23 protein-coding genes are annotated in these 22,990 nt (G+C 68.9%); 5 read left to right on the top strand and 18 right to left on the bottom strand.

All coding sequences use genetic code 11. The annotated features are described in order from the left end of the window. Positions 1–83: 83 nt before the first annotated feature. Genes V2S05_RS02225 through V2S05_RS02190 form a run of 8 tightly spaced genes read right to left on the bottom strand, consistent with a single transcriptional unit; the run spans position 84 to position 8,756 of the window. Positions 84–566, bottom strand: coding sequence for a CinA family protein (locus tag V2S05_RS02225; RefSeq protein ID WP_413633648.1), 483 nt, complete (start codon positions 564–566; stop codon positions 84–86). Further along, positions 563–1,138 (bottom strand): CDP-diacylglycerol--glycerol-3-phosphate 3-phosphatidyltransferase, encoded by a 576-nt coding sequence (gene pgsA, locus V2S05_RS02220; RefSeq protein WP_271637862.1) that lies wholly within the window; start codon positions 1,136–1,138, stop codon positions 563–565. Before pgsA ends, V2S05_RS02225 begins: the two co-directional genes overlap by 4 nt. Beyond that, entirely contained in the window at positions 1,138–3,897 is a 2,760-nt protein-coding gene (locus tag V2S05_RS02215) for a DNA translocase FtsK (protein ID WP_413633647.1), read from the bottom strand. The genes pgsA and V2S05_RS02215 overlap by 1 nt, the downstream gene beginning before the upstream one ends. 60 nt (positions 3,898–3,957) lie before the next feature. Continuing rightward, complete coding sequence (locus V2S05_RS02210; protein ID WP_271637864.1) at positions 3,958–5,634, bottom strand: ribonuclease J; 1,677 nt, start codon at positions 5,632–5,634, stop codon at positions 3,958–3,960. Positions 5,635–5,692: 58 nt separating this feature from the next. After that, complete coding sequence (gene dapA / locus V2S05_RS02205) at positions 5,693–6,670, bottom strand: 4-hydroxy-tetrahydrodipicolinate synthase (protein WP_271637865.1); 978 nt, start codon at positions 6,668–6,670, stop codon at positions 5,693–5,695. Between the two features lie 42 nt (positions 6,671–6,712). Next, positions 6,713–7,474, bottom strand: coding sequence for an SDR family NAD(P)-dependent oxidoreductase (locus tag V2S05_RS02200; RefSeq protein WP_413633645.1), 762 nt, complete (start codon positions 7,472–7,474; stop codon positions 6,713–6,715). Beyond that, complete coding sequence (locus V2S05_RS02195; protein WP_413633644.1) at positions 7,474–7,950, bottom strand: dihydrofolate reductase; 477 nt, start codon at positions 7,948–7,950, stop codon at positions 7,474–7,476. The genes V2S05_RS02200 and V2S05_RS02195 overlap by 1 nt, the downstream gene beginning before the upstream one ends. Continuing rightward, positions 7,947–8,756, bottom strand: coding sequence for a thymidylate synthase (locus V2S05_RS02190; RefSeq protein WP_413633643.1), 810 nt, complete (start codon positions 8,754–8,756; stop codon positions 7,947–7,949). Before V2S05_RS02190 ends, V2S05_RS02195 begins: the two co-directional genes overlap by 4 nt. Positions 8,757–8,824: 68 nt before the next feature. Between V2S05_RS02190 and V2S05_RS02185 the strand changes: the two genes are divergently transcribed. From V2S05_RS02185 to V2S05_RS02175, 3 genes are all read left to right on the top strand, one after another. Next, positions 8,825–9,250 carry a thioredoxin family protein gene (locus V2S05_RS02185; protein ID WP_413633642.1) on the top strand — a complete coding sequence of 142 codons (426 nt, stop codon included), beginning with the start codon at positions 8,825–8,827 and terminating at the stop codon, positions 9,248–9,250. Beyond that, positions 9,247–9,822, top strand: a complete 576-nt coding sequence (locus V2S05_RS02180; protein WP_413633641.1) for a DUF4395 domain-containing protein — start codon at positions 9,247–9,249, stop codon at positions 9,820–9,822. The genes V2S05_RS02185 and V2S05_RS02180 overlap by 4 nt, the downstream gene beginning before the upstream one ends. A gap of 89 nt (positions 9,823–9,911) precedes the next feature. Beyond that, a complete protein-coding gene (locus V2S05_RS02175) occupies positions 9,912–10,337 on the top strand; it encodes an OsmC family peroxiredoxin (protein ID WP_071642358.1) in 426 nt (141 codons plus the stop codon). Positions 10,338–10,348: 11 nt separating this feature from the next. Here the strand turns inward: V2S05_RS02175 and V2S05_RS02170 are convergent, their stop codons facing one another. The 5 genes from V2S05_RS02170 to V2S05_RS02150 form a co-directional block, all read right to left on the bottom strand. Beyond that, positions 10,349–10,792: a hypothetical protein gene (locus tag V2S05_RS02170; RefSeq protein ID WP_413633639.1), complete on the bottom strand. Its 444-nt coding sequence runs from the start codon at positions 10,790–10,792 to the stop codon at positions 10,349–10,351. Further along, positions 10,789–11,535, bottom strand: a complete 747-nt coding sequence (dapB, locus tag V2S05_RS02165; protein WP_271637873.1) for a 4-hydroxy-tetrahydrodipicolinate reductase — start codon at positions 11,533–11,535, stop codon at positions 10,789–10,791. The genes V2S05_RS02170 and dapB overlap by 4 nt, the downstream gene beginning before the upstream one ends. A 64-nt stretch (positions 11,536–11,599) precedes the next feature. After that, positions 11,600–12,202, bottom strand: a complete 603-nt coding sequence (locus V2S05_RS02160; RefSeq protein WP_413633638.1) for a histidine phosphatase family protein — start codon at positions 12,200–12,202, stop codon at positions 11,600–11,602. A 103-nt stretch (positions 12,203–12,305) separates the two neighbouring features. Then, positions 12,306–13,364, bottom strand: a complete 1,059-nt coding sequence (locus V2S05_RS02155) for an aldo/keto reductase (RefSeq protein WP_271637875.1) — start codon at positions 13,362–13,364, stop codon at positions 12,306–12,308. Positions 13,365–13,547: 183 nt separating this feature from the next. Beyond that, positions 13,548–15,815 carry a polyribonucleotide nucleotidyltransferase gene (locus V2S05_RS02150; protein WP_271637876.1) on the bottom strand — a complete coding sequence of 756 codons (2,268 nt, stop codon included), beginning with the start codon at positions 15,813–15,815 and terminating at the stop codon, positions 13,548–13,550. Between the two features lie 316 nt (positions 15,816–16,131). On the opposite strand from V2S05_RS02150, the gene V2S05_RS02145 reads away from it, so the two are divergent. Beyond that, complete coding sequence (locus V2S05_RS02145; protein ID WP_099194908.1) at positions 16,132–16,305, top strand: DUF5302 domain-containing protein; 174 nt, start codon at positions 16,132–16,134, stop codon at positions 16,303–16,305. Positions 16,306–16,362: 57 nt separating this feature from the next. Here the strand turns inward: V2S05_RS02145 and V2S05_RS02140 are convergent, their stop codons facing one another. Together V2S05_RS02140 and V2S05_RS02135 are read right to left on the bottom strand one after the other, a co-directional pair. Further along, complete coding sequence (locus tag V2S05_RS02140; protein WP_413633637.1) at positions 16,363–17,007, bottom strand: FMN reductase; 645 nt, start codon at positions 17,005–17,007, stop codon at positions 16,363–16,365. A gap of 1 nt (position 17,008) precedes the next feature. After that, the gene (locus tag V2S05_RS02135) at positions 17,009–18,208 is read right to left on the bottom strand and encodes an LLM class flavin-dependent oxidoreductase (RefSeq protein WP_333909443.1); all 1,200 of its coding nucleotides are present in this window, start codon (positions 18,206–18,208) and stop codon (positions 17,009–17,011) included. A 135-nt stretch (positions 18,209–18,343) separates the two neighbouring features. Between V2S05_RS02135 and V2S05_RS02130 the strand changes: the two genes are divergently transcribed. Next, on the top strand, positions 18,344–19,468 hold the full coding sequence (locus V2S05_RS02130; RefSeq protein WP_413633636.1) for an acyltransferase family protein: 1,125 nt from the start codon (positions 18,344–18,346) through the stop codon (positions 19,466–19,468). Between the two features lie 7 nt (positions 19,469–19,475). On the opposite strand, the gene efeB is transcribed toward V2S05_RS02130, so the two are convergent. From efeB to efeU, 3 genes are read right to left on the bottom strand one after another with little or no spacing between them, the layout of a single operon-like run. Continuing rightward, on the bottom strand, positions 19,476–20,723 hold the full coding sequence (gene efeB / locus V2S05_RS02125; protein WP_413633634.1) for an iron uptake transporter deferrochelatase/peroxidase subunit: 1,248 nt from the start codon (positions 20,721–20,723) through the stop codon (positions 19,476–19,478). An 11-nt stretch (positions 20,724–20,734) separates the two neighbouring features. Then, a complete protein-coding gene (gene efeO, locus V2S05_RS02120) occupies positions 20,735–21,967 on the bottom strand; it encodes an iron uptake system protein EfeO (protein ID WP_413633633.1) in 1,233 nt (410 codons plus the stop codon). Further along, positions 21,964–22,920: an iron uptake transporter permease EfeU gene (gene efeU / locus V2S05_RS02115; protein ID WP_413633631.1), complete on the bottom strand. Its 957-nt coding sequence runs from the start codon at positions 22,918–22,920 to the stop codon at positions 21,964–21,966. The genes efeO and efeU overlap by 4 nt, the downstream gene beginning before the upstream one ends. Between the last annotated feature and the right edge of the window lie 70 nt (positions 22,921–22,990).

Genomic DNA, 22,990 nt, shown 5'->3' with positions numbered 1-22,990 from the left:
TCGTTGAATCTACTGTTTCTCGCTGTGTTTGAGTTGTGAGTGAACGACTTGTCACACAGGGAGGAACGCCGGCGCGCGAGGCGCTATTCCCGCACGGCGTCCAGCGCCGCCGCGATGGCCGCCGCGGTCGCCTGGGCGCGGATCTCGGCGCGCGTCCCCATGAACAGATGCGGGATGCTCCTTGCGCCCGTCGGGGTGACGACGCCGATGTGCACGGTGCCCACCGGCTGGCCGTCGGGCGAGTCGGGCCCGGCGATGCCCGTGGTCGCCATGCCGACGTCCGCGGGGCGCGCATCGACGGCCACAGCCCGCCGCACGCCCTCGGCCATCTGCACGGCGACGTCCGGATGCACCGCACCATGCTCGACGAGCAGACCGGCGTCCACGCCGAGCAGGGTGTGTTTGACCGGCGTGGCATAGGCGACCACGCCGCCCAGCAGCGTCGCGGACGCACCGGGGACCGACACGATCTCGGAGGCGACTGCTCCGCCGGTGAGCGACTCGGCCACGCCCAGCGTCCAGCCGCGCTCGCGCAGAGCGGCGACCAGCAGCTCGGCGTCGGTCATCCGGCCCTCCGACGACCGCGCACCTGTGCCACGACGTAGTCGATGCCGCTCGCGACGGTGAGCACGAGCGCCAGGATCATCAGCACCTGCGTGACCACGACCCAGGCCGTCTGACCGACCAGGCCGTGCAGCGGCAGCAGCGCCCAGCTCAGGGCGATGCCCTGGACGACGGTCTTGATCTTTCCCATCCAGGCCGCGGCGACCACGTGCTCGTGCACGAGAGTGAAGCGGTGGATGGTGATCGCCCACTCCCTGATCAGGATCACGACGATGATCCACCAGGGAACCTCGCCGAGGATCGCCAGCCCGAGGAAGCCCGCACCTGTCAGCAGCTTGTCTGCGATCGGGTCCCACAGCTTGCCGAAGTCGCTGACGATGTCGTACCTGCGGGCGAGGTAGCCGTCGACCCAGTCGGTCGATATGGCCAGCACGAACAGCACGGCGGCCACCCAGCGCATGACGATGTCGTCGGCGCCGAATGTGCCTGCGATGAGCAGGAGCACGAAGAAGACGACCGCGAGAGGGATGCGCGCGACCGTGATCGCGTTGGGGAGCTGCCGGGGAATCGCCATCAGTCGCGCCCCGTCAGGCCCCAGGCGTCCTCGTCGCCGTCGTCATCACTCTCCACCACCGGCAGCCCTTCGAACTGCCGGGCCACCGGGTCGTGGCCGTACTGGTCGGCGGAGGCGGACGCGCTCGCGGCCGGCGCGGCCGGCGCGGCCGGTGCCGGCGCGTCCTCGCCGCGCAGCTTCGCGAGCACACCGGGAAGCTGCTCGGATGTCACCAGCACATCGCGGGCCTTGGATCCCTCGGATGGGCCGACGATCTCGCGCGACTCGAGCAGATCCATGAGACGACCGGCCTTCGCGAAGCCGACGCGCAGCTTGCGCTGCAGCATCGAGGTCGAGCCGAACTGCGACGACACGATCAGCTCGGCGGCGGCGAGCAGCAGCTCGAGGTCGTCGCCGATGTCCTCGTCGACCTCCTTCTTGCGCGCCTCGGCAGACTCCTGCACGTCGGGCCGGTACTCCGGGCGCGCCTGCTGAGTGACGTGCTTGACGACCGCCGAGATCTCGGCCTCGTCGACCCAGGCGCCCTGCAGACGGAACGGCTTCGACGAGCCCATCGGCGAGAAGAGCGCGTCTCCCTGGCCGATGAGCTTGTCAGCACCCGGTGCGTCGAGGATGACCCGGCTGTCGGTCACGCTCGTCACGGCGAACGCGAGTCTGGAGGGCACGTTCGCCTTGATCAGGCCCGTGACCACGTCGACGCTGGGGCGCTGCGTGGCGAGCACGAGGTGGATGCCAGACGCGCGGGCCAGCTGCGTGATGCGCACGATCGAGTCCTCGACGTCACGCGGGGCGACCATCATCAGATCGGCCAGCTCGTCGACCACGACCAGCAGGTACGGATAGGGCTTGAGCACGCGCTCGCTGCCCGGCGGAACCTGCACCTCGCCGGCGCGGACGGCCTTGTTGAAGTCGTCGATGTGGCGGTACCCGAACGACGCCAGATCGTCGTAGCGCATGTCCATCTCCTTCACGACCCACTGCAGCGCTTCCGCCGCCTTCTTGGGGTTCGTGATGATGGGCGTGATCAGGTGCGGCACACCGGCGTAGCTGGTCAGCTCCACCCGCTTGGGGTCGATCAGCACCATGCGCACATCGGCGGGGCGGGCGCGCATGAGCAGGCTCGTGATCATCGAGTTCACGAAGCTGGACTTTCCCGACCCCGTCGAACCGGCCACGAGCAGGTGCGGCATCTTGGCCAGGTTCGCCACGACGATGTTGCCGCCCACGTCCTTGCCGACGCCGATGGTCAGCGGATGCGTGCTCTTCTGCGCGGCGCTCGAACGCAGCACGTCGCCGAGCGCGACGGTCTCCTTATCGACGTTGGGGATCTCGATGCCGATGGCACTCTTGCCGGGGATGGGCGACAGGATGCGCACGTCGTTCGATGCGACCGCATAGGCGAAGTTGTTGCTCAGCTGCAGGATCTTCTCGACCTTGACGCCGTGACCGACCTCGACCTCGTACTGCGTGACCGTCGGTCCGCGTGAGAAACCGGTGACCTTGGCGTCGACCTTGAACTGCTCGAGCACGCTGGTGATCTGCTCGATCGTGCGGTCGGTGGCATCCGAGCGCACCACCGGCGGCGGTCCCGACTTCAGCACCGCCGTCGAGGGCAGCACGTACGGAGCCGCTGGCGCCTGCAGCCCCTTCTCCCCCGGTCCGTCGGTGCCGAAGCCGTCGAGCCCTGGCAGCTCACCGGTGGATCCGGAGTCGTCGAGCAGCGCCGTCGTGTTCTGCTCACCGAGCATCCCGGTGAGGGCGCTGACGTCGGAGAGCACCTCGGTCGCCGCATCCGCCCCGCCGTGCGCGGGCTCGTCGTCGACGATGACCGCCTGGTCGTATGCGGTCTTCTGGGCGGGCTCGTCGAAGAGAGCCGTGATGGCCTGGGAGTCGACGTCGTCGTCCGGCGTCTCCTCCCGCCCGCTCTTGTTGCGGCGCCACCACGGCAGCGCGTCGTCGTTCTCCGCGTGGTCAGCGGCGCCCGCCTCCTCGGCGGTCTGGCGCAGGGGGCGCTCGGCGCCGAACATCCACGCGTACAGATCGCCCAGTCGCTCGCCGATGCGGTTCGGCGGCGTCTTGGTGAGGATCAGGATGCTGAGGACGGCCAGCATCGCGAGGACGATGTACGCGACGACCGGGGTCAGGAAGGCCAGCGGCTCACCGAGCATCCAGCCGAAGAGGCCACCGGCGGCGCTGAGCTCGGGCATCCCGTCGCGCGGCTGCGGCCGGACGATCGCGCCGGTCGCCCCGGTCGTGCCCGATGCGACATGCAGGATGCCGGCGAGCGAGAGCACGAAGAGCCCGAAGCCGATCCCGATCCGGCCGTTGTCGTGCACCGACGACGGATGCCGGAACAGCCAGCCCGCGAGAAGAAGCAGCAGCACGGGAAGCACGAACGCGACCCGGCCGACCAGCAGCCCCCAGGTGAAGGCGCTGACGTTCTGCGCGATCACGTCGCCGATGAAGAACCACTCGACCACGCCGCCGACGATGGCGAAGAGCACCAGCAGCAGCGGGAAGCCGTCGCGCCGCTGGTCCTTCTCGAGGTTCTCGGGTCCGAACGCGCGGAACAGACCGCCCACGCCGTGCGCGAGCCCCAGCCACATGCGCACTCCGAGCGGCGGCCGCTCGGCGTCGTCGATGTACTTCTTCGGAGCCGGAGCGGCTTTCGCGCTCGATCGGGCCGTCGTCTGCCGCTTCGGGCGAGACGAGCTCGCGCTCTCGGACGCGCGCTCGGACTTGGTGGTGCTCCTGGCCATGTCATCCACGGTACGGCCGACGGCGGACAACGGCCCGCAGTGACGCGGCTTTGCGCGGTATCAGGCCTCGATCACGAGGGGCACGATCATCGGGCGGCGGCGCAGCTTCTGGTTGACCCAGCGACCGATCGTGCGACGGATGATCTGCGAGAGCGCGTGGTTGTCGCGCACGCCGTTGCTCGCCGCCTCTTCGAGGGCGGCGACGATCTTCGGCGTGATGTCGTCGAACACGCGGTCTTCCTCCGCGACGCCGCGCGCATGGATCTCGGGGCCCGAGATGATGCGTCCAGTCGAGGAGTCCACGACGACGATGACGGAGACGAAGCCCTCTTCGCCGAGGATCCGGCGATCCTTCAGGTCTGCGTCGGTGATGCCGCCGACCGTCGATCCGTCGACGTACACGAAGCCGATGTCGAGCTGCCCCGCGACCCGCGCCTCGCCGTCGCGGAGGTCGATGATGGTGCCGTTGCCCCCGACGATCGTGCGCTCCTCGGGGATGCCGGTGTCCTGCGCGAGCTTGGCGTTCGCGATCAGGTGGCGGTACTCACCGTGCACGGGCAGCACGTTCTTCGGCTTCAGGATGTTGTAGCAGTAGATCAGCTCACCGGCCGCAGCGTGTCCCGAGACGTGCACCTTCGCGTTGGCCTTGTGCACGACGTCGGCGCCGAGCTTGGTGAGCCCGTCGATGACGCGGTAGACGGCGTTCTCGTTGCCCGGGATCAGGCTCGAGGCGAGGATGACGGTGTCGCCCTCACCGGGCTCGATCGCGTGGTCGAGATTCGCCATGCGGCTGAGCACGGCCATCGGCTCACCCTGCGAGCCGGTGGACATGTAGACGATCCTGTCGTCGGGCAGGTCGCGCGCCTTCTTGTAGTCGATCAGCACGTTCGCGGGCACCTTGAGGTACCCCAGCTGCTCGGCGATCGTCATGTTGCGCACCATGCTGCGGCCGAGGAAGGCGACGCGACGCCCGTGCGCGTGCGCGGCGTCGATGACCTGCTGCACGCGGTGCACGTGGCTGGAGAAGCTGGCGACGATGACGCGGCGACGCGCCTTGCCGATCACCTGCTCGAGCACGGGGCCGATGGAGCGCTCGGTCGGTGTGAAGCCGGGCACGTCGGCGTTCGTGGAATCGACGAGGAACAGGTCGACGCCCTCCTCGCCGAGACGCGCGAAGGCGCGCAGATCGGTGATCCGTCCGTCGAGCGGCAGCTGGTCCATCTTGAAGTCGCCGGTCGCCAGCGCGAGGCCGGCAGGGGTGCGGATGGCGACGGCGAGGGCATCCGGGATGGAATGGTTGACCGCGACGAACTCGAGGTCGAACGGCCCGACCCTCTCTTCCTGGCCCTCCTTCACCGTGAGCGTGAAGGGCTTGATCCGGTGCTCTTTGAGCTTCGCCTCGACGAGCGCGAGCGTCAGCCCCGATCCGATCAGCGGGATGTCCTGCTTCAAACGCAGCAGGTACGGCACCGCGCCGATGTGGTCTTCGTGGCCGTGGGTCAGCACGACGCCGACCACGTCGTCGAGCCGATGCTTGATCGGCTCGAAGTCCGGCAGGATCAGGTCGACGCCCGGCTGGTGCTCTTCAGGGAAGAGCACGCCGCAGTCGACGATGAGGATCTTGCCCTCGTACTCGAACGTGGTCATGTTGCGACCGACCTCGCCCAGACCGCCCAGCGGGGTGACCCGCAGCGTTCCGGGGGCGAGCGGCTCGGGGTCGGCGAGGGGGAAGGTCATTCGGTCTCCTCAAGCGGGCGTGAGGCCCGGTCATGTCGGTGTCAGCGCGCAATCGCGCTCATCGTGTGGTGCCGTGCACCTTGGGCAGTGCGCCGCCCGCGGCCGCGTTGCGGTCGGGGCGGAAGTTCGAGAAGTCGGCGCCGGCGACATCCTTGACGAGGGCGAGCTCGTCCTCGATGAGGGCCGCCTCCCACTCCTCCGGCCCCACGAGGGGCAGACGCACACGGGGGCTGTTGATGCGACCCAGGCCGTGCAGGATGTACTTAGCCGACACGGTGCCGGGCACGTGCGTCATCGCCGCGCGCACGAGCGGCTCGAGACGCTTGTGCTCGGCGGTCGCCGTGGCGAGGTCGCCGCGGTTCACCGCGTCGACGATCGTGCGGTAGGGCGCCGAGGTGATGTTGGCGGTGACGCCGATCATGCCCGTGGCGCCGATCGAGAGGTGCGGGAGCACGTTCGAGTCATCGCCCGAGAAGTACATCAGATCGGTCTGGTTCAGCACGCGGCTGACCTCGCTGAAGTCGCCCTTGGCGTCTTTCACGGCGAGGATGTTGGGGTGCTTGGCCAGGCGCAGGATCGTCTCGTACCTGATCGGCACGCCGGTGCGGCCGGGGATGTCGTAGAGGATGACAGGCAGATCGGTCGCGTCGGCGACGAGCCGGAAGTGGGTCAGGATGCCGGCCTGGGTCGGCTTGTTGTAGTACGGCGTGACGATCATGATGCCGTCGGCGCCGGCCTTCTCGCTCGCCTTGTACAGCTCGATGGCGTGCGCGGTCTCGTTGGACCCTCCGCCGGTGATGATCTTCGCCCGCCCCGCCGAGACGTCCTTGCCGACCTCGACGAGACGGATCTTCTCGTCGTCGGTGAGTGTGGAGGTCTCGCCGGTCGTCCCGGTGACGACGATGCCGTCGGCACCGTCGCTGATGACGCGGTCCATGTGCTTCTCGGTGGCCGGCCAGTCGACCTCGCCGTCGGCGGTCATCGGGGTGACCAGTGCGACCAGCACCTGTCCGAAGGGATTTTCCGCGTGCGTCATCCTCTCAGCGTAGCGTTTCACCGCCCGCCGCCGGGACCCGCGTCAGACGCGACCGCGACGTGCGATGCCGGAGGTGAGCCGGCTGGGCAGCACGCGCGTGAGCGCGACGATGAGCTTGTACCTCAGCGAGGGGATCGACACGGGGCGGCCGAGCCCGGCATCCCGCAGGCCTGCGCGCACGACCCGGGGTGCGTCCAGCCACATGATGCCGGGCACGCCCTCCCGGCCCGGCGTGAGCCCCATCCTCTCGTGGAAGCTCGTGTGCGTGAAGCCGGGGCACAGCGCCGTGACGCTGATGCCGTCCCGGGCATACTCGGCGTTCGCCCACCGGCTGAACCCGATCAGCCACGCCTTGCAGGCGGAGTAGGTGGAGCGGGAGATGAATCCGGCCACGGATGCCACGTTGATGATCCGTCCGCCGCGGCCGCGCATCGCGCGGATGGCCGCGTGCATGAGTCGCATCGACGCCTCCACGTGCACGCGCAGATGCCGCACCTCGTCATCGATCGGGTTGTCGGCGAACTGCAGGGGCAGCCCGAAGCCCGCGTTGTTGACGAGCAGGTCGATCGGGGCTGCGGCGTCGGCGACCCGCTCCGCCACGCGGTGCAGGTCGGCTTCGAGCGCCAGGTCGGCGACGATCAGCTCGACGTGCACGCCGTGCTCCTCGCGCAGCTGTGAGGCCGATGTCTCGAGGGCGTCGGCGCTGCGCGCCACGAGGACGAGGTCGGCGTGTCGCGCGGCGAGCTGCCGCGCGAACTCGGCGCCGAGTCCTGCGCTGGCTCCGGTGATGAGTGCGGTCGGCATCAGCGCTCGTATCCGAGGAAGCGGTACCGGATGCCGGTGCGGGACGTCTGCCACTCCCCTTCGTCGACCAGACGCCAGCCGTCGACCGAGGGTGCATACGCGTCGCCGTCGACCTCGATGTCGAGCTCGGTCACCTCGAGGCGGTCGGCGTCGCCGATCACCTGCCGGAAGATCTCCGCTCCGCCGATGATCCAGACGCGATTCTGACCCCGCACGGCCTCGGCGATGCCGGCGACGCGACGAGCGCCGTCCGCACTCCAGTCCTGACTGCGGGTGATGACGATGTTCTCGCGGTCGGGCAGCGGGCGGAAGCGCTCGGGCAGCGAGTCCCACGTGCGGCGGCCCATGATCACGGGCGTGCCCGAGGTGACCTCCTTGAAGTGCGCGAGATCCTCGGGTACGTGCCAGGGCATCCCTCCGTCGGCTCCGATCACGCCGCCTCTCGCCTGGGCCCAGATAAGCCCTGCCCAGGTCATACCGCCACCGCCGCTCGGATCGCCGGGTGATGCTGATAGCCCTCGACGACGAAGTCCTCGTAGCGGTAGTCGAGGATCGACTCCGGCGTGCGCGCGATCTTCAGCGTGGGATAGGGATACGGGTCGCGCCCGAGCTGCTCGCGGACCTGCTCGACGTGATTGTCGTAGATGTGGCAGTCGCCGCCGGTCCATACGAAGTCGCCGGGTTCGAGCCCGGTCTGCTGCGCGACCATGAGGGTCAGCAGCGCGTAGGAGGCGATGTTGAACGGGACGCCGAGGAACAGATCGGCGCTGCGCTGGTAGAGCTGGCACGACAGCCTGCCGTCGGCGACGTAGAACTGGAACAGCGCGTGGCACGGTGCGAGCGCCATGTCGGGGATGTCGGCGGGGTTCCACGCCGACACGATGAGGCGGCGCGAGTCCGGTGTCGCCCTGATCTGCTCGATCACCTGGGAGAGCTGATCGATGTGGCCGCCGTCCGGTGTCGGCCAGGAGCGCCACTGCACTCCGTACACCGGTCCGAGGTCGCCTGAGGCGTCGGCCCACTCGTCCCAGATCGTCACGCCGTTCTCCTGCAGCCAGCGCACGTTGGAGTCGCCGCGCAGGAACCACAGCAGCTCGTATGCGATCGACTTGAAGTGCACGCGCTTGGTGGTGATCAGGGGAAACCCCTGAGAGAGGTCGAACCGGATCTGGCGTCCGAAGACGCTGGTCGTGCCCGTACCCGTTCGGTCGTCCTTGTGGGTACCCGACTCCAGCACGTCACGCAGCAGATCTTCGTATGGTGTCGGCACGACTGCACTCATGCCAGCAACGATACGTCACGCGATGTCACACTCGGGCGCGGCTGCGGCGTTCGACGTAGCCTCGACGCATGCCGCTCGAGACCGCCCTGCTCACCGTCGGCGCCCTGCTGGTCGCGACCGTCGGCGTCGGGGCGGTGTGGCGGGTGCTCGACGGCCGGCGCCGGCGTGCATCCGGTCGCGTCGACGTCGTTCGCCTTGGCCTGACGCCGGGCCGAGCCGCCTTCGTCCTGTTCAGCACCGAGACCTGCGCTCGCTGCCCGCAGGTGAGACGGATGCTGCACGGAGTCGTCTCGGATCGCGGTGCGCTCGTCGTGCACGATGTGGATCTCACGCACCGCGCAGATCTGGCCGCGAAGAACCACGTCCTGAGCACGCCGACCACGCTGCTCGTCGACGCCGATGCTCAGGTCGTCGCCCGATTCACCGGCGTGCCGCGCCGGGAAGCCGTCATCGCCGCTCTCGACGAGCTGCCCGCCCTCCAGGACGCCTCATGACCTCGCACACCACGATCGACCCGCGGGCTCCGCGATTCGCCGCATGGATCACCTCCGCACTGCTGCTCATCGCGACCGTCTTCGCGCTGACCGGCATCGCGGCATCGAGCGCGAGCGCGTCGTTCGGGTGGTTCGCGTATCAGCCCCTCGCATCCTCGACGTTCCCCGCTGGTCATTGGCTGATCGGAACGGCGTCCGTCGCGGAGCGGGCATCCGACCCGGGCTTCATCATCGCCTCGGTCGTCGCCGCCCTGTTCGTCTGGGGCGTCGTCTCTCCGTCCACCTCGCCGTGGTCGGTGCTGTTCCGCACGTCGGTCCGCCCTCGCCTCGCCCCTCCCGTCGAATTCGAGGATGCGCGCCCGCCGCGCTTCGCGCAGGGTGTCGGGCTGATCGTCGTCGCAGCCGGGCTGGTGTTGCACCTCGCAGGTGTGCCGCTGGCCCTCCCGATCGCGACCGCCGCGGCGTTCGTCGCGGCCTTCCTCAACGCGGCGTTCGGCTTCTGCCTGGGCTGCCAGCTCTATCTGCTGCTGCAGCGCGTGAGCCCGCTCGGACGCGGCGGGGCGTCCGCCTGAGTGCTGTTCCCGCGGAGCCTGCGTCTGGATAGGCTGGCCGGGCGACGCGAATCCGCGTAGCGATGCGACGAGCGATTCTCGGAGGAACAATGACCGTCACCAGCGAAGCCGCAACCACCTGGACCGGATCCCTGATGGAGGGCTCGGGCACCGTCGCCTTCTCGAGCTCGAACCTCGGCACCTTCCCGATCGACTGGAAGTCGCGCAGCGAAGGGTCCGAGTCGACCACGACGCCGGAGGAGCTGATCGCCGCAGCGCACGCGTCGTGCTTCAGCATGGCGCTCTCGCACGCCCTGGCCGAGAACGGCACCCCGCCCGAGCGGGTGAACACCTCGGCGTCGGTGACCTTCAAGCCGGGCACCGGCATCACCGGCAGCCACCTGAACGTCAACGCGAGCGTTCCCGGCCTCACTCCCGAGAAGTTCCAGGAGATCGCCGAGGGCGCCAAGACCGGATGCCCGGTCTCGCAGGCGCTCGCCGGCATCGAGATCACCCTCGAGGCCAGCCTCGCCTGAGATCCGCGTCGTCAGGGCCGCGTCCGGGAGAGCCTGATCGCCTCGCGGATGCTGGCCCTGGCGTCCTTGCGCCGTCCGGCGGCGTCCTGCACCACACCCAGGCGGTAACGAGCGCGCCAGTCGGCGGGCTCCGCCTCCGCGGCCGCGGCGTACTTCTCGACCTGCGGCTCGATGTCATCGCGCATCAGACGCCCGCTCGGCGTCAGCTGCTCCGGCGCGGCCGGCATCCCGCCCTCGGCGTCGAGCGTGCGCCCCAGCCGATCGGCCGCGAAGCCGAAGATCAGCTCGCGCACCAGCGCCCACGCCCCGATCGCGGAGATCAGGATCAGGGCGGTCGCCATCCCGATCGAGGTCGGAGTCGCGACCCGGAGGAACATCACCGCCAGCCAGCCCGCGGTGACGACGTAGAGCAGCAGGGCCGCTGCCATCACAGCCACCCCGATCCGTGAGCTCATGCGCGGGCCCGGATGCCGATGTCGACGAGATTCTCGAGGCCGACGACCACCCCGCGCGCATCGCGCGCGTACGGAACCGCGAGCCGGATGCCGGGGGCGTAAGCGGCCGCCGAGTCGATCGTGTCGTGCACGACCGTCAGCGTCTCCCCCGGACCCGACAGGATGGCCTCCTGCTTCGCGATGACGCCCGGGCGGCGCAGCGAGTGCACCGGCACCCCGGCGATCTGCTGCCCGCGCGCACGCTGGTCGACGTGCGGCGCCTGGAACGGACCCTGCGCCTCGCGCGCGGCGACCATCAGCTCGGCCGTGCGCACCGCGGTGCCGCTGGGCGAGTCGATCTTGCGATCGTGATGCGCCTCGATGATCTCCGCCGAGGGGAAGAACGGCGCCGCGGCCGCCGCCAGCGCCGAACCCAGGGCCGACCCCAGGGAGAAGTTCGGGATGAACACGGCACCGGTGTCGGCGGCATCGACCAGGGGCCGCACCAGTGCGATGCGCTCCTGCGACCATCCCGAGGTCCCGACGAGCACGTTGATGCCGCGCTCGACCGCCGCCCGCACCACGTCGATGCTCACCGCCGGAATCGACGCATCGACGACGAGGTCGGCGCCGTCCATCTCATCGAGGTCGCTCGCCGATCCGAGCACGGAGCGCACCTCGAAGCCGTCGAGCTGATCGATCACCGCGTGGATGATGCGACCGAGTGAGCCTGTACCGCCGACGAGGGCGACCTGTGTCGTCATGCTCCCAGTCTAGATTCGCCGGCCGGGAGGCTCCGCGAACGTGACCCGGCAGCTCGCCGCCGAGTCAGACGAGCGCGCCCTCGGGCAATCCGGTGCGCAGCTCCATCGGCAGGTGCCCCAGATCGTTGTGGCTCAGCAGCGTCCACGGTCTGCCCTGCTTCTGAGCGATCACGGTCAGTCCGCAGTGCGCCTGGTTGAGTGTCATCCACCGCCAGTCCGGGGCGCCGAGCACCTCGCGCACGAACCACGAGATGACGAAGTTGTGGGTGATCAGCACCTCGTGCACGTCGCCGTTGCGGCGCCGCAGGAACTCGCCCACCGCATCTGTCATCTGCGCCGATCCCGCCTCGATCTCGGCCTCGCTGACCGATCCGAAGAACGGCTCGTACACCGAGGGCACGTCGTCGCTCATCCCGCTGGGCACGCAGTCGAAGAGCAGAGCCGACGGCACCGGGTCGACCGAGGGCAGCCGGGCCGCGACGGTGCGTGCGGTCTCCGCCGCGCGCAGCAGCGGAGAGTGCCAGACCGAATCCAGCGGCAGCCCCGAGAGGCGATCCGCGATCAGCTCGGCCTGACGCCGTCCTCGAGGCGAGAGGGGTCCGTCGTCGACGCCGTGCTCGGCATCCTGATGTTCACCGTGTCTGACCAGATAGATGTAATGCGTCACTGCCCGCTCGCTTCAGCCCGTCCCCCTCGGAAGGGCGATCCCAGCTTAGGTCACCGCACCGACACGACGCCGAGGCGCGACGGGATGCGCACGGACTGTGCGCTCAGTCGCCGGCGCGGGTGAGCTCGGCGACCTGCGAGCGCAGCAGCGTGACCCCTGCGCCCTGCATGAGCTCCTCGACGTGCTGCGGCGCGAACGCGTTCACGATCGGAGCCACCACTGTGCGCTGCGCGAGCAGCCACGCGATCGAGACGGCCGCGACCGGTACCGAGAGCTCCGCCGCGATGCGGTCGAGCACTCGCAGCACGCGGATGCCGCGGCGGTTGAGGTTTCCCTTCATCTGCTCGCCGCGTACGCCGGCGACCGCGGACCTGCTGCGGTGCTGACCTGAGAGGAAGCCGTGCTCGAGCGCGTGCGACGGAGTGACCGCCAGGTTCTGAGCCCCGGCGACCAGGCGCAGATCGCCCTCGAATCCCCGACGACGCACGAGGTTGTAGGGCTCGTCGACGACCTCGATGCGCGGGTAGCCGGCCGAGGCGAGGATCCTCGCTTCGACGAGACGCTCCGCGGCGAAGCGGAACGCTCCCACCGAGCGGATCTTCCCCGCGTCGCGCAGCCATTCCACCGTCGCGAGGGTGTCTTCCAGCACCGAGCTGCCATCGAGTGAGGCGTCGAGGTACACCACGTCGATGCAGTCGACGGCGAGTCGCGTGAGCGACCCCTCGACCGCGCGGACGAGGTTCACCGATCCGAGACCGGGGTTGTCGGCGTGGGAGCCGATGCGCACGCTCAGACTGATCCGGTCGCGCACGCCGCGCGCACGCAGCCACTGCCCGATGATGTGCTCGCTTCGTCCGCCCGAGAAGCCGTCGGCGGTGTGCACCGCGTTGCCGCCGAATTCGACGTAGCGATCGAGGATCTGGCTGCTGGTGTGCTGGTCGATGCTCCAGCCGAACTCGGCGGCGCCGAGCATGAGGGGGAAGATCGACAGTCCGGTCTCGCCGAGAGGCACCCTGATCCCCTCGCCGACCCCGGGTCCGACCACTGGGATCGGCGCCGACGGGTGCGAGTCGAGGCCGGGCGCGGTGCTGGTCGGCGCGCCGGCCGAGCCTGCCGTGCCTGTGCCGAAGAGCTTCACATCGCCACCCCCGTAGCCACGCACCTCTGGTGCGTACTTCGAGGGTAGGCGAGCGCGGGCACGGTTCCGCTCACGACAGCGGCACGGGCGGCAGGTTCTCGTAACGGTTCGATCACATCGGATACGAAAGAACCCGGGATCGCGGCGCTGGGCGCGCGATCCCGGGTTCTCGGGTCGGGGATGCCGATCAGCCGGCATCCCCGTGGCTCACGCTTCGGCGGTCTCCGACGCGCCCTCTGCGGGTGCGTCGTCGATGACCGGCTCGAGCGACAGCTTGCCGCGGTCGTCGATCTTGGTGATTCGCACGAGCAGCTTCTGACCGACCGAGAGGACGTCGTCGACGTTCTCGACGCGCTTGCCACCGGCGAGCTTGCGCACTTCGGTGACGTGCAGCAGGCCGTCCTTGCCGGGCAGCAGCGACACGAAGGCGCCGAAGGTGGCGATCTTCACGACGGTGCCCAGGAACTGCTCGCCGACCTCCGGGTTGGTCGGGTTGGCGATCGCGTTGACCTGAGCGCGGGCGGCCTCGGCCGACGGGCCGTCGGTCGCTCCGATGTAGACGGTGCCGTCCTCCTCGATGGAGATCTGCGCGCCGGTCTCATCCTGGATCGCGTTGATGGTCTTGCCCTTCGGCCCGATCAGCTCGCCGATCTTGTCGACCGGGATCTGCACGCTGATGACGCGCGGCGCGGTCGGCGCCATCTCGTCGGGAGCGTCGATCGCGGCGTTCAGCACGTTGAGGATCGTCAGGCGCGCGTCGCGCGCCTGGGTCAGGGCCCCTGCGAGCACCGACGACGGGATGCCGTCGAGCTTGGTGTCGAGCTGGATGGCCGTGACGAACTCGCTCGTGCCGGCGACCTTGAAGTCCATGTCGCCCAGGGCGTCCTCGGCTCCCAGGATGTCGGTGAGGGCCGCGTAGCGGGTCTCACCGTCGACCTCGTCGGACACGAGGCCCATGGCGATGCCGGCGACGGGGGCGCGCAGCGGCACACCGGCGTTCAGCAGCGACAGGGTCGATGCGCACACCGAGCCCATCGAGGTGGAGCCGTTCGAGCTCAGCGCCTCGGAGACCTGGCGGATCGCGTAGGGGAACTCCTCGCGGCTGGGCAGCACCGGCACGAGCGCGCGCTCGGCGAGGAAGCCGTGCCCGATCTCGCGACGCTTCGGCGACCCCACACGACCGGTCTCACCGGTCGAGTAGGGCGGGAAGTTGTAGTGGTGCATGTACCGCTTGCTCGTGGTGGGCGAGAGCGAGTCGATCTGCTGCTCCATCTTGAGCATGTTCAGCGTGGTGACGCCCATGATCTGGGTCTCACCGCGCTGGAAGATCGCCGACCCGTGCACGCGCGGGATGACCTGTACCTCCGCGTCGAGCGGACGGATGTCGGCCAGGCCTCGGCCGTCGATGCGCACGCCGTCGGTGAGGATTCGTCCGCGGACGATCTTCTTGGTGACGGACTTGTACGCCGCGGAGAACTCGAGCGGGGCGGCGGCGGGCAGCTGGCCGGCCTCGGTCGCCTCGATGAGCTCGGCCTTGACGCGGTCCTTGATCGCGTCATCGGCGCTCTGGCGCTCCTGCTTGTCGGCAATCTGGTAGACACCGGTGAGCTCGTCGTAGGCGCGGCCGGCGACGAAGTCGTAGACCTCCTGGCTGTACGCCGGGAATACCGGGTAGACGCCCGGCTCCTTCGACGCCGTGGCGGCGAGCTCCGCCTGCGCCTTGACGAGCTGGGCGATGAACGGCTTCGCGGCCTCGAGGCCCTCGGCGACGACGTCCTCGTTGGGCTTGGTGGCGCCGGCCTTGATCAGGTTCCAGCTGCCCTCGGTCGCCTCGGCCTCGACCATCATGATCGCGACGTCTTCCGAGCCGTCGGCCTTGGTGACGACGCGGCCTGCGACGATCAGGTCGAACACGGCCTCGGAGACCTGCTCGGCGGTGGGGAACGCCACCCACTGATCGGCGTGCTCGCCGTGACCGGGGATGAACGCGAGGCGCACACCGGCGATCGGGCCGGAGAACGGCAGACCCGAGATCTGGGTCGAGGCGGAGGCCGCGTTGATCGCCAGCGCGTCGTAGTACTCGCCGGGGGCGATCGACAGCACGGTGATGACGATCTGCACCTCGTTGCGCAGGCCGTCGACGAACGACGGGCGCAGCGGGCGGTCGATCAGACGGCAGACGAGGATCGCCTCGGTGGAGGGGCGGCCCTCACGGCGGAAGAACGAGCCGGGGATCTTTCCGGCGGCGTACGAGCGCTCCTCGACATCGACCGTCAGCGGGAAGAAGTCGAAGCCCTCGCGCGGGTGCTTGCCGGCGCTGGTGGCCGACAGGAGCATGGTCTCGTCGTCGAGGTAGGCCGCGACCGAGCCCTGGGCCTGCTGGGCGAGGCGTCCGGTCTCGAAGCGGATGGTGCGGGTGCCGAAGCGGCCGTTGTCGAGAACGGCCTCGGTGGCGGTGATTTCAGGACCTTCCAAGAGGTCTCTCCTTCTTTGTTTAGGCTCGCGCGCCCGTGTGGCGCGCGAGTTATCGCGAAGGAGCGGATGCGGACAGATATAAGCGCGCGGGCATCCCGCGAATCTCGCCTGCGCTGGCCACCAGTAGAAGACCACCCGGCGCCGTGTGCGACGAGGAACCCACCACAGGGGACCAGCTTCTCAGCCGACCGCTCCGTACCGTGTTCTGTTGTGCGGCGCAGAGTGCGCCACGCCCGATCCTATCAGTCGGCGTGTCGGGGGCGGGATCCGGGGTCGTGATCGCGGTCGGATGCAGGCTTCGCCTAGGCTGACCACCATGAGCGAAGACAAGGCAGTCTCCTCCGAGGAGATGAAGCGCAAGTTCAAGGAAGCGCTCGACAAGAAGAACGCGCAGAATCGGGGCGGCGAGGCCCACCTGGACGGCGATTCCGCCGTGCATGCCACGCACGCGCCGCAGATGAAGCGCGAGTTCCGGCGCAAGAGCGGCTGAGCTGCTTGCCGGGCAACGACGAAGGGCTGCGACGGGACCGTCGCAGCCCTTCGTCTCTCACTCCCCGGCCAGCCCGCCGAGCAGGTGACCGAACGAGCGACCCTCGCCGAGGTAGGTCGCCGGATCGTAGGGGTCGACGACCTCGGCGGCGCCGCGCCTGACGATCGCCTCGGCGAGCTCCTTCGCCCCCTTCTCGATCCGCTTGGCCAGCGGGGCCACCTCATCGCCCGCGCCGCCCCAGTCGCTCGATGCCGCGAACACTCCGGTCGAGACCGCCTCGGCGTGCAGATAGGCGAAGAGCGGACGGATCGCGTAGTCGATCGCCAGGGAGTGCCGAGGCGTGCCGGCGTTCGCGCCGATGAGCACGGGTTTGCCGGTCAGGGCATCCGGGTCGAGGACGTCGATGAACGACTTGAAGAGGCCGGAGTAGCTGGTCGAGAAGATCGGCGTAACCGCGATCAGCGCATCCGCCGAGACGACTGTGTTGATCGCCGTCTCGAGCGCCGGAGGCGCGAAGCCGGTGAGGAGGTTGTCGGTGATGTCGTGCGCGAGGTCGCGCAGCTCGATCACGTCGACCTTCACGTCGATGTCCTGCTCATGCAGCGCCTTAGCCGTCTCCGCCGCCAGTCGGTCGGCGAGCATGCGGGTCGACGAGGGGTTCGACAGGCCGGCCGAGACGACGGCGATGCGTCGCTCGCTCATCTCAGGCTCCCTTCCGCGCGAGACCGAACGCCGCACCGGCGGGAACGGGTGCGTCCTGATAGGGGGATCCGGCGGTGAGGTTGTCACCGCGATTCGCAGACGGGCGCGCCTGGCGAGAGGGCCCGTCACCGTAGACCGCACGCACCCGTGCAGCATGTGTGGGGGCATCCGGAACCGTCTCGGGGCGATCCTTGGCGAGTTCGCGACGCAGCACCGGCACGACCTCGCCACCCAGGATGTCGAGCTGCTCCAGCACGGTCTTCAGCGGGAGACCCGCGTGATCGATGAGGAACAGCTGACGCTGGAAGTCGCCGAAGGTGTCGCGCATCGACGCGTAGCGGTCGATGACCTGCTGCGGCGATCCGACGGTCAGCGGCGTCATCTCGGTGAAGTCCTCCATGCTGGGACCGTGGCCGTAGACCGGCGCGTTGTCGAAGTAGGGGCGGAACTGCGTCACCGCGTCTTGGGAGTTCGCGGCCATGAACACCTGACCGCCGATGCCGACGATGGCCTGCTCGGGCGTGCCGTGGCCGTAGTGGGCGTACCGCTGCCGGTACAGCTCGATGAGGCGCTGGTAGTGCTCCTTCGGCCAGAAGATGTTGTTCGCGAAGAAGCCGTCGCCGTAATAGGCGGCCTGCTCGGCGATCTCGGGCGTGCGGATGGATCCGTGCCAGACGAACGGCGCCACGCCGTCGAGCGGCCGCGGGGTCGCGGTGAAGCCCTGCAGCGAGGTGCGGAACTTCCCCTCCCAGTCGACGACGTCCTCGTCCCACAGCTTGCGAAGCAGCGCGTAGTTCTCGATCGCGAGGGGCAGCCCCTGGCGGATGTCCTTTCCGAACCAGGGGTAGACCGGGCCGGTGTTGCCGCGACCGAGCATGAGGTCCATGCGTCCGTCGGTGACGTGCTGCAGCATCGCGTAGTCCTCGGCGATGCGCACGGGGTCGTTGGTGGTGATCAGCGTCGTGGAGGTCGACACGATCAGTCGCTCGGTCTGCGCGGCCACGTGGGCGAGGAAGGTGGTGGGGCTCGACGACCAGAACGGCGGGTTGTGGTGCTCGCCGATCGCGAAGACGTCGAGGCCCACCTCTTCGGCGTGCCTGGCGATCGTCGCGGTCGCCTTGATGCGCTCGGCCTCGCTCGGAGTCACCCCGGTCGTCGGATCCTGCGTGATGTCGCTGACCGACATGATGCCGAACTGCATCGCGCTCTGCTCGTTCACTGTTCTCTCTCCGCTCCGGATGCGGGACCGCATCCGTTCTATTCACTTGAATGTACTTGGTGAAACGCCGAAGCGGTCACTTTATTCCCGCCCACCCGCAACCGCTAGCCTCATGCCATGAGCAGTGCCGAGCAGCATCCGCCCGCGACCGCCGCGGTCGCCAAGCCGCGTCGACGGGTTCCGTTCTGGGACAACGCGCGCTTCGCCTGCATCGTACTGGTCGTCATCGGGCACGGCACTCAGCGTCTGATCTACGATTCCGACGTCTCGTACGCGTTCTACCTGTGGGTGTACGCGTTCCACATGCCGGCCTTCGCGATCATCTCCGGCTACTTCTCCAAAGCGGGAAGCCCGACCAGACGTCAGATGGCTCGGGTGATCACCGACATCCTCGTTCCCTACGTGATCTTCGAGGGGCTGTGGACGCTCACGAAGTGGCTCGTCGAGGGGAAGGCCGACCCCAACCTCACGAAGCCCTCCTGGACGCTGTGGTTCCTGCTCGCCCTCGGCATCTTCCGTCTGGTGCTCCCCTATCTGGCGCTCTTGCGCTGGCCCCTCGTCTGGGCCCTGGCGATCTCGGTCGGAGTGGGGTACGTCACGAACGTCGACAGCACGTTCTCGCTGTCGCGGACGCTGGGCCTGCTGTTCTTCTTCACGCTGGGGTGGTGGCTCAGAGAGCGTGACGTGGTGCGGCGGCTGCACCTCATCGAGTTCCGCCCCTGGTGGGTGCGGGCCGTCGCGGTCGCCGTGCTCGTCGCGTGGGGGGCGGCCTGCTGGCTGTGGCTGGATGTGTGGGAGACCATCGACCTCAGGCACTGGCTGTTCTACGACGACTCCTACGCCGACCTCGCCGGTGAGCAGTGGTGGGCGGGTGGCATCCGCCTCGGCCTCATCCTTCTCGCCGTGCTGCTGAGCGCTTGCTTCTTCGCGCTGCTGCCGCGGCGCACCCAGCGCTGGACGACACTCGGGCAGTACACGATGTACGTGTACCTGCTCCACTCGTTCGTGCTCTACCCGTTCCGCGAATCGGGCGTGCTGCGGGGCCTGGATCCGACGTGGATCTGGCTGCCGCTGATCATCGCGCTCTCGGTCGGCATCGCCTTCGTGCTCTCGTCGAAGCCGGTGCGCTCGCTGTTCCGCCCGCTGATCGAACCGCGCCCGCGCTGGATGTTCCGCGACTCGGACCTGTCGTCGGGCGGCGACCACCGCAGCGATCCCACCGGCTCGCGGCGCAGCCGCTGAGACCGCGTCAGGCGAACAGCGCCGCTCCCACGTAGGATCCGGAGGCCGCGCCCGGCGGCACCGCCCACACGCCCGACCCGACGTGCCGGATGTATTCGATGAGCAGATCGGTCGACAGGCGCTTCTGCAGCGCGGTGAACTGAGCGGGATCCCGCTGGTACGAGAGGAAGAACAGTCCGGCATCGAGACGTCCGAGCGCGTTGTTCCCGCCGACGTAGTTGAAGCCTCGGCGCAGGATCCGCACGCCGCCGTTCGTGTCCGGGTGCGCGAGTCGCACGTGGCTGCGCACGTCGAGGCCGGCCAGCTTCGGCTTGGCCATCTCGGTGCCGCCGCTGAGCGGCGCGCCCTCGGCCTTATCGCGCCCGAAGATCCGCTCCTGCTCGCCGAGGCGCACGCGGTCCCACGTCTCGATGAGCATCGCGATCTTGCGGGCCACGAGGTACGAACCGCCCGCCATCCATTCCGGATCCTCATCGCCCGCCCAGACGTGCGTGTCGAGCGCGTCCCGGTCGTCGGCGAGGATGTTCGCGGTGCCGTCCTTGAAGCCGAAGAGGTTCCGAGGCGTCTGCTGCTGCGCACTCGTGCGGGACGTCTTCCCGAAGCCGAGCTGCGACCAGCGCAGCTTGGCGCGCCCGAAGGCGATTCTGCTGAGGTTGCGGATCGCATGCACGGCGACCTGGGGGTCGTCCGCGCAGACCTGGATGCACAGATCGCCGTCGGACTGACCAGGATCCAGGTCGTCGCCGAGGAACGCCGGCAGCCGTTCGAGCTTCGTCGGGCGTCTATCGCCGATTCCATACCGATCGCCGTCCTCGTTCGCGAACAGGGTCGGTCCGAACCCGAACGTGATGGTGAGGTTCGCGGCGTGCAGCCCGAGAGCCTCCCCGGTGTCGTCGGGCGGGGAGTCGGGCCCGCCGCCGATGGCGCCGGACGCGCTCACCTCGAGTCCCTGCGTGAGGCGCGACGCCGCGTAGCTCCAGTCCTGCAGCAGCTCGATCAGGTCGGTCCGGTCGCTGCGGGGCATCATGTCGAATGCGGCGAAGTGCAGATGCTCCTGCACGTCGGTGGTGATGCCCGCCTGATGCTCGCCGAAGAACGGGTGCCGGTCTTCGGCATCCGCGTCCCTGCGCGGGGCGCCGAATGCGTATCCGATGCCGCCCCCGGCCAGCGCGAGCGCCGCCCCTCCTCCGGCGGCCAGGCCCAGCAGACCCCGCCGGCTCAGGCCGGCGCGGGGCTGCTCGTCGTGCTGCGGCATGCCTGCTCCCCTCAGGACAGCGTCGTGGCGGTCAGCCGCGACAGCGGCTCGGCGAGGGCGTTGATGAGATCGATGAGCTCTCTTCTCTGACCGTCGGTCAGATCGGTGAACGCGACGAAGCCGTTCTGCAGGGATCCGTGCTGAGCGAGCGCGCCCTCGAGGTCGGCGTAGCCGGTCGCTATCTCGTCGACGAGCCGCTCGCCGTCGGCGCCCTTCGACGCGGCCAGCTCCCGCACCAGCGAGAATGCCATCTTCGATCCCTCGACGTTGGCGGCGAAGTCGTAGAGGTCAGTGTGCGACCACCAGTCCTCCTCGCCGGTGATCTTCCCTGTTGCGACCTCGTCGAGAAGCGCCACGGCGCCGTTCGAGATCCCGGTGATGCCCTGGTCGTCCAAAGCGGTCGTGAAGTCGTCCGAATGCACGTAGTCGAAGAGCTCCTGCACGTCGGCGACCAGCAGATCCCCGTACTCGCCGCGCTCCTCGGGCGTCGACGGCGCCCACCCCTGCCAGGCGGGAGTCGCACCGTCGGAGTTGAGGGCATCCGGTGCCGGCTGCCAGAGATCCTTCTCGATGCGGTGGAACCCGGTCCACTCCAGCCCCTCGGCGACGGCGTCGACCTCGCGGTAGTCGATGCGCGGGTCGAGGTCGCCCAGCGCCTCGGCGACGGGCTCGATGCGCTCATAAGAGGCGCGAGCCAGCGGGAAGAGCGCACGTGCCCGCTCGTCGTCCCCTGCCGCGTAGGCGCTCACCAGGTCGGCGACATCGGGTACGAGGGCTCCGACCTGATCTTTCACGAACGCGGCGTAGAGATCTACCGCCTGCTGCTTCTGCTCGGCGTCCGGCCCGTCGATGCTGACCTTGTCGCCCGTGACCGTGAATGCGGCCTTGCCCACGCCGTCTCCGATCATCCCGGGCTTGCACACGGTGTAGTAGTCGCCGGGCTGCGCGACGACCGTGAGGGTGCGCGACGCCGCCGGAGCGATGTTCTCGACCTCGCCGACGATGCGCAGGCCGTCGTCGGCCAGAAGGTAGAACTCGGTGACCTGGTCGCCGGCGTTGGTCACCTCGAATGTCAGCGTGCCGCTCGTGGCCGTGCCCGTCGAGACGTCGCATGCACTGTCGGTCGAGGACACGGTGAACGATGCCGCGGGGTCGGCGGACTGCTTTGCGACGCAGCCGCTGAGGGCCGTCACGGCGATGGCGCCGAGCGCGAGGACGCTCAGCGTTCGGGGTGCGTGGGTCATGCTGCTCCAGAAGAGTGGGTCACGAGGTCTTCGCGGCGCACCGCGGACGCGGATGCGGGACTCGAAACGGGTTGAGGGGCGCGGGAGCGCGCCAGCCCGCGAACGAAGAGAGTGCCGACGACCGCCATGTACAGCGTCCATGCGATCACCTGCAGCCAGGTCATGCGCGGCATGAAGCCGATCGTCGCCTGAAGGACGGTCGCCCAGGCACCGCCTGGGGCGATCACGGCGGTGGCGTCGAAGGCCCACCCGAAGGGGAAGCCTGCGAGTCCGGTGAGCACTGCCCCGGTCAGCGCATCCGTCGGCGCGGCGGCGGTGAACGGACCGCCGAGCACGCCGGCCTCCTGCAGATCCATCACGGCGTAGGCGAGCACACCCGCCGCGACGACGACGAGGAAGCCGCCCGTCCAGGCGAAGAACCGCCTGAGGTCGAGCTGCACGGCGCCGCGTGCGAGCAGCCAGCCGACGATCACGGCGAGAAGCAGGCCGAGCAGCGCACCGAGCAGCGACTGCGGCGCGTTGCCGAAGGACTGCACCATCGACCACAGCAGCAGCGTGGTCTCGATGCCCTCGCGGGCCACCGAGACGAATCCCACGGCGATCAGCGCCCACAGGCTCCCGTGCGCGAGAGCGCGATCCACACCGCCCTGCAGGTTCGACTTCATCGTGCGGCCGGCCTTCTGCATCCAGAAGATCATCCAGCTGACCATGCCCACCGCCACCAGCGAGAGCGAGCCGCCGATGATCTCCTGCGCCTCGGTGGTGAGCGCGTACGCACCGAAGGTGAGGACGGCGCCGATGCCGAGCGCGAGGGCGATGGCGATACCGATGCCGATCCACATGCGCCCCAGCACGTCCGCGCGACCGAGTCGGCGGATGTATGCGACCAGGATGCCTACGACGAGGGCGGCTTCGAGGCCTTCGCGAAGGCCGATGAGGAGCGCTGCGAACACGGGATTCGATTCTGCCGACGGATTGATAAGGGGTGCCTTACCTAAGCAACTTTAGCATTCGGTTCTCGGC

The organism is Microbacterium sp. OR16 (assembly GCF_047306725.1).
Taxonomy (GTDB): Bacteria; Actinomycetota; Actinomycetes; order Actinomycetales; family Microbacteriaceae; genus Microbacterium.
Note: the sequence above shows the minus strand (reverse complement) of the source record. Positions and strands in the feature narration are given on the sequence as shown.